Origin of the sequence: Paracoccus shanxieyensis (assembly GCF_009711265.1) — a bacterium.
GTDB lineage: Bacteria > Pseudomonadota > Alphaproteobacteria > Rhodobacterales > Rhodobacteraceae > Paracoccus > Paracoccus shanxieyensis.
The window spans coordinates 49852-63291 of sequence record NZ_WMII01000013.1 but is presented as its reverse complement, the minus strand read 5'-3'; the positions used below and the strand labels follow the sequence as shown (position 1 = coordinate 63291).

Sequence of the window (13440 nt, the reverse complement as noted above, 5' to 3'; positions counted from 1 at the left end):
CTATAGCCCAAACTTCCCGAAGTGCCGCAAGTCGTTTCAGCCGCGACCGGCACGCCGCAAAAATAGGCGAAATACCGCCTAAACCGCACCGTTCAGCCCCGATACGCCCTGATGCCATGCCCCTTGCCGCCATGGGCCCAGAAGCGCTAGATCACGTGCAAGATGCATGGACAAGACGAAGGACAAGGCACATGGCAGGCAGCGTGAACAAGGTGATCCTGATCGGCAATCTGGGTCAAGACCCCGAAATCCGCAGCTTCCAGAACGGCGGCAAGGTGGCGAACCTGCGCATCGCCACGTCCGAAACCTGGAAGGACCGCAATTCCGGCGAACGCCGCGAGCGCACGGAATGGCACACCATCGCCATCTATTCCGAGCCGCTGGTCCGCGTGGCCGAGCAATATCTGAAAAAAGGCAGCAAGGTCTATGTCGAGGGCCAGCTGGAAACCCGCAAATGGCAGGACCAGCAGGGCAATGACCGCTATTCGACCGAAGTGGCGCTGCGCCCCTTCCGCAGCGAATTGACCATGCTGGACGGTCGCGGCGGTCAGGGCGGCGGCGGTGGCGGCTATGGCGGCGGTCGCGACGATGATGGCGGTTATGGCGGTGGCTATGACGGCGGATCGTCGGGCGGCGGCTATTCCTCGGGCGGCGGTCGCGGCGGCTCGGGCGGTCAATCTTCCGGGGGGCAATCCTCGGGCGGCGGTCGGCCGGACTTCGACGACGAAATCCCGTTCTGATCCCACGGCACGGGCGGGCCGCGACCACGCGTCCGCCATTCCGTCCCAAGGCCGTGGCACCCGATTGACCACGGCCCGTTTGCCGGCACAGCCCGACTTGCCCTGCCGGCGCATCATCCGAAAGATCCGATTTGTCCAGCAAGCGCCCGAAGGCCCCGAAAAAGCAACCTGCCTCCAGCCGTCAATGCCTGCTGGTTCTGGGCATGCACCGCTCTGGCACCAGCGTTCTGGCGCAGCTTCTGGGACTGCTGGGTGCCAAGCTGCCGACGCGGCTGATCGGCGCGACCAAGGACAATGAATACGGCCATTTCGAGCCGGTGACGCTGAACGACCGCAATGAGCGTCTGCTGACCGATCTGGGCAGCAATTGGCATGACTGGTCGCGGCTGGATCTGGACGCGGCGCCGCGCGATCTGATGGCGCAATATGTCTCTGACCTGCGCAGCTTTCTGGCCAATGAACTGGGCAACGCGCCGCTGAGCGTGCTGAAGGAACCGCGCACCTGCCGCGTGCTGCCGCCACTGCTGCGGGCGCTGGCCGCCGAAGACATCGCGCCGCTGGCCGTCATTCCGTTCCGCAACCCGCTGGAGGTCGCAAGCTCGCTGGCGGCGCGCGACGGGATTTCGCTGCGCGAAGGCGTGCTGCTGTGGCTGCGGCATTTTCTGGATGCCGAGCGCGACTCGCGCGGGATCCGGCGCAGCTTCATCGCCTATGACAGCCTGTTCGACGACTGGCGCGGCCAGTTGCGCCGGGTCGGCAAGGATCTGGCGCTGGACTGGCCCACCAGCCTTGACGATGCCGCCCCCCAGATCGACGGCGCCATCGTCCGCGATGCCCGCCATAACCGCTGGACGGCGCAGGATCTTGAGGAAACCACCTATACGCGCGGCTTGGCGCTGCGTGTCCATGCCGCCTGCCAGCTGCTGGTCGCGAACCCCATGGACCCCGATGCGCTGGCCGAACTGGACCGCATTCGCGGCCAATTCGACGAACTGGTCGAACTGACCCTGCCCTCCTATCGCGACGCGCAGAAGGCACTGGCCGGGGCAAGCGCCGATGCCGCCGCGCAAACGCAGGCTGCCGAGACGCTGCGCGCCAAGAATGCTGAGCTTGAGCACAACCTCAAGGGCATCTGGCAACTGCATGATGTCGTCTCGGAACTGAACAAGAAAAACGAACAGTATATCAGCGACATGCGGTCGCAACTGGCCGAGCGGCAGGCCCAGATCGAGGCGGCGCGCAAAGACCTTGCACAATGGCATCAGGACCGCGAGACGCTGGCCCGCACGCAGGCCGAATTGCAGGCCACGCAGGCCGATGCACAGCGCATGGGCCAGCATATCACCGAACTGGACAACCATGCCAAGGCCATCGCGCACGAACTGAGTGCCCGCAGCGCCGAGCTTGACACCAGCCGCAGCGCCCATGAGGCCACGCGCGCCGCCCATGAAGCCACCCGCAGCGCCTATGAGGCCGCGCGCATCGAATCCGGCCATTACGCCCAAGGCGTCAAGGACCGGCTGGCCGAGATCGAGAACCTGACGGCCATGCTGCGCGCCACCTATGACAGCCGCTCGTGGCGGATCACCGCGCCGATGCGCAAGCTGGGCCGGGGCGTCAGCAAGACCCGCCGCGGGCTGAGGCGGCTGGCGGGCGGCGCGGCGCTGGGGATCTGGCGCAATCTGCCGGTGTCGGACAGCAAGCGCATCGCCTTCAAGAACCGGATGTTCGGCTCGGATCTGGGGCGCAGGCTGTTCGGCTCGACCGCGCTTTATCATCAGTGGCAAAGCCTGCAGATCGCGCGCTTTGAAAAGCCGAAAGCGCCTCAGGCGGCGCGCAGCCGCTTCGATGCGGCGGACGACGCCCCGGCCAAGGCGGGCAAGGATACCGACCCGGTTCACGTCGATACCGCCGATCATTTCGTGCCGCGCCGCGTGCAGGCCGATCTGACCGATCCGATGGCGCGGGTCATCGCCTTTTACCTGCCGCAGTTCCACACCTTCCCGGAAAACGACGCGTGGTGGGGCGCGGGCTTTACCGAATGGACCAATGTGCGGCCCGCAAAGCCCATGTTCCCCGGCCATTACCAGCCGCATGAACCGCTGGACATCGGCTATTACGACCTGACCGATCTTCAGGCGCAGGAACGCCAGATCGAACTGGCCAAGCTCTATGGCATCGGCGGCTTCTGCTTTTATTGGTACTGGTTCGACGGCAAGCGGCTGATGGAAAAGCCGATGCAGCAATGGCTGGCCCATCCCGACCGGCTGGACTTCCCCTTCTGCGCCTGCTGGGCCAATGAAAACTGGACGCGCCGCTGGGACGGCAAGGACAGCGAGGTGCTGATCGGGCAGAACCACTCGCCCGAGGACGATCTGGCCTTCATCGCCGATCTGGCGCCCTATCTGCGCGATCCCCGCTATATCCGCATCGACGGCAAGGCGCTGGTGATGGTCTATCGCCCCAGCCTGCTGCCCGATCCGAAGGCCACCGCCGAACGCTGGCGGACATGGTGCCGCGACAATGGCGTGGGCGAGATCTATCTGGCCTATACCCAGTCCTTCGAATCCGAGGATCCGCGCAATTACGGCTTTGACGCGGCGATCGAGTTTCCGCCCAACAATGCCTCGCCCACGGTGCTGACCGACCGGATCAAGGATCTGGACCCGGAATTCACCGGCATCGTCTATGACTGGAATTCCTATGTCGACCGCTCGCGCGATTATCCGCAGCCGGATTACCGGCTGATCCGCTCGGTCTGCCCGGCATGGGACAATACGGCCCGACGCAAGAAGGGCGGTGCGATCTTTCTCAACAGCACGCCTCAGGAATATGGCCGCTGGCTGGGCAATGCGATGACGCGCACCATGCTGGACGCGCCGACGCCCGACGAACGCATCATCTTCTGCAATGCGTGGAACGAATGGGCCGAAGGCGCGCATCTGGAGCCGGATACCCGCTTCGGCTATGCGTGGCTGGAAACCACCCGCAACGCGCTGGACCCGCGCGCGCGTCCGCGCCACATCACGCTGATCGGCCATGACGCGCATTTGCACGGGGCGCAGTTCCTGCTGCTGAATCTTGCCCGCGCCTATAAGCAGGCCGGTCTGGCGGTCAAGATCCTGCTGCTGGAAGGCGGCCCGCTGGTCAAGGATTATGCCGAGGTGGCCGAGCTGATCGAGCTGCCCGACCCCGTGACCCGGCGCGACGACGCGCTGCGCCTGCTGCGCGGTCTGCGCCACGAACATGCCGAAGTGGCGGTCTGCAACACCACGGTGTCCGGCAGCGTCCTGCCCTTGCTGCAGGAAACGGGCTACAGCTCCGTGGCCCTGGTGCATGAGATGCGCTCGGTCTTTGCGCAGATGGACCTGTCGCGCCAGATTGCCGATCTGGCCACGGCCGGGGCGCCGGTGGTGTTTCCCGCCCGCATCGTTCGCGAACAATTTGAACAGGCGCTGGGTGCGCCCGTCAGCACGGCGATCCTGCGCCCGCAAGGCATGTATCTGCGTCCCGCCTTGCGCGATGGCAGCCAGCGCGACGGGTTGCGCCGCGAATATGGCATCGCGGACGACACGCCTTTGCTGCTGGGCTCGGGCTATATCGACCATCGCAAGGGGGCCGATCTGTTCGTGCGCGCCCTGGCCGCGCTGCGCGCCAAGGGCGTTGCGGCACAGGCCATCTGGATCGGGCATGAGGACCGCAATTTCATGGCCGAGGTCCGCGCGCTGGCCGACAATCTGGGCGTTTCGGATGCGATCCGCTTCCCCGGCCGGCAATCCGATCCTGCCCGCTTCTATGCGGCGGCGGATGTGTTCCTGCTGACCTCGCGCGAGGATCCCTATCCTTCGGTCGTGCTGGAGGCGATGGCCGCCGAATTGCCGGTCGTCATGTTCCAGGGCGTCACCGGCTCGGAGGATCTGGCCGAGCGCGGCCTTGCGCTGGCGGTCGAGGCCGAAGACCCCGAAGCCATGGCCGAAGCCACCGCGCGCCTGCTGGACCGTCCGGGCGGCCGCACCGAGATGACCGCCCGCGCGGCCAAGGTCATCGCCGAAGAAACCGGCTTTACCGACTATGCCTTTGATCTGCTGAAGATCGCGGGCCGCCCGGTGCCGCGCATTTCGGTGATCGTGCCCAGCTATAATTACGAGGCCTATATCCGCGACCGGCTGGACAGCGTGATCGCGCAGGATATGCCGGTGCTGGAAATCATCGTGCTGGACGATTGTTCCACCGATCGCAGCCCGGACATCATCGCGGAACTGGCGGCAAACAGCCCCGCCCCCATCCGCTTCGTCCCGAACACCACCAATTCCGGCAATGTCTTCCGGCAATGGCAAAAGGGGCTGGAACTGGCGCGCGGCGATTACATCTGGATCGCCGAGGCCGATGATCTGGCCGCGCCCGATTTCCTGTCCACCGTCATGCGCGGGTTTGAACAGCCCGGCGTGGTGCTGTCTTACTGCGAATCCGCGCAGATCGACGGGCAAGGCAATCCGCTGGCCAACGATTACCGCTATTACACCGACCCGATCTGTCCCGGCAAATGGGCGGCGAATTACGTCAATCCCGGCCGGGCCGAGATCGAGCAGGCGCTGTTCTTGAAAAACACCATCCTGAACGCCTCGGCCGCCGTCATGCGCACCGATGCGCTGCGCGCGGTGTTTCACACCCATCGCGAGGAAATCGAGGGGCTGCGCTTTGCCGGGGACTGGGCGGTCTATCTGAATCTGGCGACGCAGGGCGACATCGCCTATTCCGCGCTGTCCAAGAACTGGCATCGCCGGCATCAATCCAGCGTCACCATCTCGAATTTCAACGAAAAGCAGCTGGATGAGATCCGCGCCATGCAGGCCAAGGCGCGCGGGCTGATCGGGCCGGACAGCGCGCGCGATGCCCGCGCCGACGCCTATATCAGCGAACTGAGAACACAATTCGGGCTGGCGGAACCGGCCCCGCAGGAGGCTTGAGCATGACCACCACGAACCGGCCCGACATCTTCATCGTCGGCACGATGAAGGGCGGCACCACCATCCTGCACGAATTTCTGGCCCACCATCCCCTGATCCATTCCGGGCGCGAAAAGGAAATCCATTACTTCTCGCTGTATGAATCCAAGGGCTTGGACTGGTATCACGGCCAGTTTGAAGGTCTGCCCGCGGGCCAGCATTACATGGATGCCAGCCCGACCTATTTCGACATGACCAATGCGCCGGTGATCCCGAACAAGATCAATGCCTATAATCCCGACGCGCGCGTCATCATGCTGTCGCGCCATCCGATCCAGCGCGCCGTGTCGCATTTCAACCACCTGAAAAAGGTGAACCAGATCAACGCGCTTGATAATGTTACAGCGGATGAGTTCCTGTCGCGCAGCACCGATCTGGCCATGGCGGGCACCAGTGCCGCGGATATCTTCTTGCAGCATGTGCTGGATTTCAGCTGCTATTACCGCAAGGCGCTGCATTACAAACGCATCTTCGGCGACCGCTTCATGGTGATCGACAATGCCAGCCTGTCGCGCGATCCGCAGCAGACCATGCAGCGCGCCTTTCGCCATGTCGGCGTCGATCCGATCAGCAGCCCGGCCTTTGGCGAACGCAAATACAGCCACATGTCCAAGGATGAGGCGCAGATCTCGGCGCAGACACATGCGCGGCTGACGGCGCTGTTCCAGCCGAATTACCGGGCGTTCTGCAAGTTGGTCGGCGTAGACTTCGAATGGTAAGCCCGGCGCAGGTCTTCATCATCTCGCATCCCGGTGCGGATGCGCATCTGTTGCAGGAACTGCTGAACGCCACGCCCGGCACCTGCATCCGGGGGGCGAATGCCGGGGCGCTGTATTCGCTGTCGCGGATTGCGGCGAACCTGCGGGCCGCCCAACGCTTCACCCATATCGGCGAGCCGCCCGGCTCGCCTTGGTATGGGGCGCAGATGATCGACGATCAGGCCTTTCTGCAGCAGGCCCTGCAGGGGTTTCACGACCATGTTCTGGCCCCGCCCACAGGTGCCCGCCTGATCGGCTTTGCCGAGACCCGGCACCTGATGGCCGAGGCGCAGCTTTTCGAATATCTGGACTTTCTGCGCGAAAGCTATCCCTCGGCGCTTCTGGTGCTGAACAGCCGCGATCCCGGCGATGCCCCCGAGGCGGCGGCGATCACCCGGGCCACGGCCAGCTTTGCCAGCTATGCCGCGCAGCATCCCGGCAGCAGCCTGATCTTGCGCCATGCCGATTTCATCGGCGACGAACAGGGGCTGCGCCCGTTGTTCGACCGGCTGGGCCTGCCCTTTGACGCGCCCGCCATCCGCAAGGTGCTGGCGCGCGAAAACCCCGGCATCGACGCGCCACCGCAGCCCGCCGCCCCCGGCACGGTGCAGAACGGCGTGCTGATCGGGCGCGAGGGCTGGCTGTTTCTGTGGGGCGGCTCGAACGATGTGCAGCGGTATTTCACCGATCCCGGCTATTTCACGGATCGCCAGGTGTCCGATTGGGTCGGGCTGCTGGAACGCCGCCGCCAGCGGCTGGCCGCGATCGGCGCGACCTATCGCCACCTGACCGTGCCCGACAAGATCGCGGTGCTGCCGGACCATCTGGGCCTTGCTCTGCCCCATCCCGACCACCACCCCGTGCGCCAGCTTGCCGCGCGGCTGGATGCCGGGCTGAACATCGACATTCTGGACGACCTGCGGGCCGAGGCGCAGCGGCAGCCGGTCTTTTACCGCACCGACACGCATTGGACATCGGCGGGCTGTCAGATCGCCTATCGCCGCATCTGCGAGTCGCTGGGCGTCACGCCGCGCAGCTTTCCCGATCCCGGCCACAAGGGCCGCGTGATGGCAATGGATCTGGGCAACAAGCTGACCCCTGAGGTGCAAGAGGACGCCCGCTTCCTGCCCGTGCTGCGCCATGCGCGCCGCGTCGCCGACAATGCGATGGTGCGCTATAACGAATCCGAGGGCTTCCGGCTGGGCAAGCCGCGCTTTGTCGGCTGTCACATCCGGTTGCAGAACGATGCCGATCACGCCGTCCCGCAAAGCGTGGTGATCTTTGGCGATTCCTTCAGCGAGTTTCGCCCGCATCTGCTGACCGCCATGCTGGCCGAAACCTTCCGCGAGGTGCATTTCGTCTGGTCGACCAGTCTGGACCATGACTTCATCGCCCGCATCCGGCCCGATATCGTCATCACCGAAATCGCCGAGCGCTTCGTGAACAAGCTGCCCGGCGACGATTTCCGCGTGCCGCTGGACTGACGACGCCCGCCTGTTCCTGCCTTTCTGTTCCGGGCTGTAAGCACCGCCCGCCAGACCCGCCCGCAAGAATTGACGAATCGTTCTTGCATGCATAAGAACAAATCAGGAACAATCGACATGCACGCAAACCCTTTCCCCTTGGGGGTGGCGCCTTCTGGGCGGACGCCTGCCCCATCCCTGATCCTGCCCACCCTGTCCGAGGCTTTCGGCCAGCGCCCTCTGGATGGCGCGGCGATCGGCTTTGTGCGCGCGGCACTGCCGCCGGGTCCGGTGCTGTGGGTGCAGGACCGGCTCAGCCGGGCGGAATATGGCGCGCCCTGTCTTGCGGGCATGGGCCGGGCGCTGATCCGGCTGGATCTGACGCGCCCCGCCGATGTGCTGACCGCGCTGGAGGACGGGCTGCAAAGCCATGCCCTTGCCGCGGTCGTGGGCGAAATCCATGGCATGCCGCAGGCGCTGAGCTTTACTGCCAGCCGCCGTCTGGCGCTGCGTGCCGAACGGGGCGGCCTGCCCTGCTGGCTGATCCGTCATGCCGCGCCTGCGGCCGATGCCAGCGCGGCGCGGATGCGCTGGCGGTTGGGGGTGCTGCCATCAGACCGCGATCCGGACGATCCGCAGGCACCGGGCGATCCGCAATGGCGGGCGGAACTGTTCCGTGTCCGGGGTGCGGCCCCATCGCTGTGGCAGGCGCGTCATGACCGGGCGGCGGATCGTCTCGATCTGGTTGCCGTCCCTGGCGATCGAGCATTGGCGCAAACGCCACGGCGCGGGGTGGCCTGAGGATCGGCCCATCGCCCTGGCCGCACCCGGTCCGCATGGCGCGGTCATCCACGGGCTGAACCACGCGGCGGCGCATGCGGGGGCAAGGCTGGGCGCGCGCGTCGCCGATATGCGCGCCGTCTGCCCCGGCCTGCAGATCCGCGACGCCGATCTGGCCGCCGACGCGGCGTTCCTGTCGCGCCTTGGCTTCTGGTCGCGGCGCTGGGGGCCTTACAGCACGACCGATGGCGATGACGGGCTGTTGATCGACACGACCGGCGCCGATCACCTGTTCGGCGGCGAACCCGCGATGCTGGCCGACATGCAGGCCCGGCTGCAAACGGCGGGGCTGACCGCGCAGGCCGCCATCGCCCCCACGCGCGGCGCGGCATGGGCCTTGGCGCGCTTTGCCCCCGGCACGCGCTGCACCGACCCCATGGCCGATCTGGCGCCGCTGCCCGTCGCCGGGCTGCGTCTGGACGCGACCACGCTGCTGCTGCTGCGCCGCCTTGGGCTGAAGACCATCGCCCAGCTTGCCGCCATTCCCCGCCTGTCGCTGATGCGCCGCTTTGCCCGCGCCGATCTGGCGCAGAACCCGCTGTTGCGGCTGGATCAGGTCATGGGCCATCTGCCCGAGCCTGTGGACGCCCCCGACCCCGCCCCCCGCTTCATCGCACAGGCCCGTCTGGCCGAGCCGGTGATGGACCCGACCGACTGGCTGCCCGGCCTTGTGCACGATCTGTGCGCCCAGCTTGCCGCCAAGGCACAGGGCTGCCGCCGCCTGCGCCTGTCGATCTTTCGCGTGGACGGGGCGCGTCTGGACACGCCTCTGCGCATCGCCACGCCGACACATGACGCGGCGCATCTGCTGTCGCTGTTTCACGGCAGGCTGGACCATCTGGACCCCGGTTTCGGCTTCGACCTGCTGCAACTGGAAGCCGAGGCGGTCGAGCCCCTGCCCCCGGCGCAGCCGGGATTTGACAGCGATGCGCAGGGGCTGGAACTGGCCCGGCTGATCGACCGCCTGACCGCGCGCTTTGGCGCGGATCGCCTGCACAGGCCTCAGCCGGTGCAAAGCCACATCCCCGAACGCGCTGAAACGCCGGGCGCCCCGCTGGCAGATGCGCCCGATCCGTCCGCGCGTGCCGACCGCCCCTTGCGGCTGCTGACCCCGCCCGAGGAAATCCGCGTGCTCTATGCCGTTCCCGAAGGCCCGCCCGCGCAATTCGTCTGGCGCAGGCAGGTCATGCGCGTGGCCCGGCATGCCGGGCCGGAACGCATCGCCCCGGAATGGTGGCGCGACCGCCCCGGCACGCGCCTGCGCGACTATTTCCGCATCGAGGATGCCAGCGGGCTGCGGCTATGGATCTATCGCGAGGGGTTGGGCGGCGACGGTCGCGGCGGCCCGCCGCGCTGGTTCTTGCACGGGATCTTTGCCTGATGCCCGACAGCCATCCCAAGGTCGCGCTGAAACTGCCCGATGTGACCGCGCCGAACCCGCGCGCGGCCTATGTGGAGCTGGCCGTGACCAGCGCCTTCAGCTTTCTGCGCGGCGCCTCGCAGCCCGATGAACTGGCGCTGACGGCGCATCTGCTGGGCTATGACGCGCTGGGGATTGCCGATCTGAACAGCCTTGCGGGCGTCGTGCGGCTGCACAAGGCGGCGCGGGCTCTGAAGCTGCGACCGATCATCGGGGCGCGGATCGTTCTGGCCGATGGCACGGCGTTTCTGGCCTATCCCACCGACCGCGCCGCCTATGGCCGGTTGTCGGCGCTGATCACCAAGGGCCGAAGGCAGGATCTGAACGGTGTCTGGCAGAAGAAAGGCCGCTGCGATCTGAGCCTTGACGATCTGGCCGCCCATGCCGAAGGTCTGCGCCTGATCTGGCTGCCGGGCGATCCCGACCGGCTGCCCGCCTTGGCCGCGCGCCTGCCGCAACTTGGCCATGTCGCGGCAAGCTGGCTATACCGCAGCGACGACCGGGCGCGGATCAACCGCCTTGACCGGGCCGCCCGCGCGCTTGGCCTGTCGATCGTGGCGATGAATGACGTGCATTACCACGCCCCCGACCGCCGCCCCCTGCAGGACGTGATGACCTGCATCCGCCACGGCACCACCATCGCGCAGGCAGGCCATCTACTGGCCCAGAACGCCGAGCGTCACCTGAAAACCCCGGCCCAGATGGTCGCGCTGTTCGCCGACTGGCCGCATGCCATCCGCGCGACACGCGATATTGCCGAAAGCTGCCGCTTCTCATTGCAGGATCTGAAATATGAATACCCCTCGGAAACCGTGCCAAGGGGCATGACGGCGCAGCGCCACCTGACGCGGCTGACATGGCGCTATGCCCGCCTGCAGCATCCCGAAGGCATCCCGACCAAGACCCGCGCGCTTCTGGACAAGGAATTGCGCATCATCGGCCGAAAGCGCTTCGCCCCGTATTTCCTGACCATTCACGACATCGTTGCCCATGCCCGCGCGCAGGGCATCCTGTGTCAGGGCCGCGGCTCGGCGGCGAATTCGGCGGTATGCTACATGCTGGGCATCACGCCGGTCGATCCCGAACGGCACGAGCTGCTGTTTGAACGCTTCATCAGCGATACCCGCACCGAGCCGCCCGATATCGACGTGGATTTTGAACATGAACGCCGCGAAGAGGTGATCCAGCACATCTATGACAAATATGGCCGCCATCGCGCGGGCCTGTGCGCCACGGTCATCCACTACCGCCCCCGCAGCGCCATCCGCGAGGTGGGCAAGGTCATGGGCCTGTCCGAAGACGTGACCTCGGCCTTGGCAAATACCGTCTGGGGCAGCTGGGGCGACAGCATGAAAGCGGCGCATCCCGATCAGGCCGGCATCGACATCAGGGATCCCGTCATGGCGCTGGCCATCAGGCTTGCCGGGGACATGATCGGCATGCCGCGTCACCTGTCCCAGCATGTCGGCGGCTTCATCCTGACCGAGGGACCGCTTTTTGAAACCGTCCCCATCGGCAATGCCGCCATGCCCGACCGCAGCTTCATCGAATGGGACAAGGACGATATCGACACGCTGGAAATCCTGAAGGTCGATGTGCTGGCGCTGGGAATGCTGACCTGCATCCGCAAATGCTTCGACCTGATCAAGGCGCATCACGGCACGGCGCTGACACTGGCGGATTTCAACGACGAAGACCCGGACACCTATGCCATGCTGTGCAAGGGCGACAGCATCGGCACGTTTCAGGTGGAAAGCCGGGCGCAGATGAACATGCTGCCCCGCCTGCGACCCAAGGAGCGTTACGATCTGGTGATTCAGGTCGCCATCGTCCGCCCCGGCCCGATTCAGGGCAATATGGTGCATCCCTATCTGCAACGGCGCGCAGATCGGAATGTCGACTATCCCGGCCCCTCCGCCGAACATGGCGACCCGAACGAATTGCGCAGCGTGCTGGAACGCACGCTGGGGGTGCCGATCTTTCAGGAACAGGCGATGAAGATCGCCATGGTCGCCGCGCAGTTCGATGCCGACGAACTGGATCAGTTGCGCAAGGCCATGGCCACATTCCGCTCACGCGGGACGATCGACCAGCTTCAGGACAAGATGGTCGGCCGCATGATCGCCCGTGGCTATGATCCGACCTTTGCCGAGCGCTGCTTCAACCAGATCAAGGGCTTCGGCGATTACGGCTTTCCCGAAAGCCACGCGACCGCATTTGCGCATCTGGCCTATATCTCGGCCTATCTGAAATGCCATTATCCGGCGGCCTTCGCGGCGGCGCTGTTGAACAGCCAGCCGATGGGGTTCTATGCCCCCGCCCAGATCGTCCGCGACGCGTCGGAACATGGTGTGACGGTGCTGCCGGTGGATGTGAATTTCAGCGCATGGGACAATACCCTGCAGCCCGTGGGCAAGGGTTTTGCCCTGCGGCTGGGCCTGCGCCAGATCGAGGGCCTGGCCAACACGCCGGGCCTGCGGGTGCAGGCGGCCGGGGCCGAGGCGCCCTTTGCTGATATGGCCGATCTGAAGACCCGCGCCCGGCTTGACGCCCGCACCATCCGGCTGATCGCGGCGGCGGATGCGCTGCGCTCGGTCGATCTGGACCGCCGCGCGGGGCTGTGGCAGGCGCGCGCCCTGCGCGATGCCCCGGACCTGCCGCTGTTTGACGACCAGCCCGAAGGCGATGAGGCCCCCGTCACCCTGCCCGACATGCCGCTTTGTGAACATGTGACGGCGGATTACCAGACCCTGCGCCTGTCGCTGAAACGTCACCCCATGGCGTTCCTGCGGGCCAGCATGGCAGAACAGGGCTATGTCTCGGCCAAGGGGCTGGACGCGCTGCCGGGCAAAACGCGGCTGCGCATGGCCGGGCTGGTGCTGATCCGCCAGCGTCCGGGCAGCGCCAAGGGGGTGTGCTTCGTCACGCTGGAAGATGAAACCGGCGTGGCCAATCTGGTGCTGTGGAAACGCACCTTCGATGCCTTCCGCCGCGTCGCGATGACCGCCCGCCTGATGGAGGTCTATGGCGAAGTCCAGCGCGCCGAGGGCGTCACCCATGTCGTGGCGCATTGGATCGGGGACCGCTCGGATGCGCTGCTGCGCCTGTCGGGCGATGCGCCGCAGGGCAAACTGACCGCGCCGCGCGCGGGTCATCCGCGCGATGCCCGGATTGTGCCGCGCTCGCGCGATTTCCATTAGGCACATATGCGAA

At 66.0% G+C, this 13440-nt stretch carries 7 protein-coding genes; all 7 read left to right on the top strand.

The annotated features are described in order from the left end of the window. Window positions 1-191: 191 nt before the first annotated feature. The 7 genes from ssb (at window position 192) to GL284_RS14055 (ending at window position 13427) form a co-directional block, all read left to right on the top strand. Window positions 192-740, top strand: a complete 549-nt coding sequence (ssb, locus tag GL284_RS14085; RefSeq protein ID WP_155045272.1) for a single-stranded DNA-binding protein — start codon at window positions 192-194, stop codon at window positions 738-740. 131 nt (window positions 741-871) lie between these two features. Beyond that, window positions 872-5707 (top strand): glycoside hydrolase family 99-like domain-containing protein, encoded by a 4836-nt coding sequence (locus tag GL284_RS14080; protein ID WP_155045271.1) that lies wholly within the window; start codon window positions 872-874, stop codon window positions 5705-5707. A gap of 2 nt (window positions 5708-5709) precedes the next feature. Next, entirely contained in the window at window positions 5710-6465 is a 756-nt protein-coding gene (locus GL284_RS14075) for a sulfotransferase family protein (RefSeq protein WP_155045270.1), read from the top strand. Then, window positions 6459-7988 (top strand): alginate O-acetyltransferase AlgX-related protein, encoded by a 1530-nt coding sequence (locus GL284_RS14070; protein WP_155045269.1) that lies wholly within the window; start codon window positions 6459-6461, stop codon window positions 7986-7988. The genes GL284_RS14075 and GL284_RS14070 overlap by 7 nt, the downstream gene beginning before the upstream one ends. 117 nt (window positions 7989-8105) lie before the next feature. Further along, window positions 8106-8768, top strand: coding sequence for a hypothetical protein (locus tag GL284_RS14065; protein ID WP_155045268.1), 663 nt, complete (start codon window positions 8106-8108; stop codon window positions 8766-8768). Further along, entirely contained in the window at window positions 8683-10188 is a 1506-nt protein-coding gene (locus GL284_RS14060; protein ID WP_155045267.1) for a Y-family DNA polymerase, read from the top strand. Before GL284_RS14065 ends, GL284_RS14060 begins: the two co-directional genes overlap by 86 nt. Continuing rightward, a complete protein-coding gene (locus GL284_RS14055) occupies window positions 10188-13427 on the top strand; it encodes an error-prone DNA polymerase (protein WP_155045266.1) in 3240 nt (1079 codons plus the stop codon). The genes GL284_RS14060 and GL284_RS14055 overlap by 1 nt, the downstream gene beginning before the upstream one ends. Window positions 13428-13440: the final 13 nt, after the last annotated feature.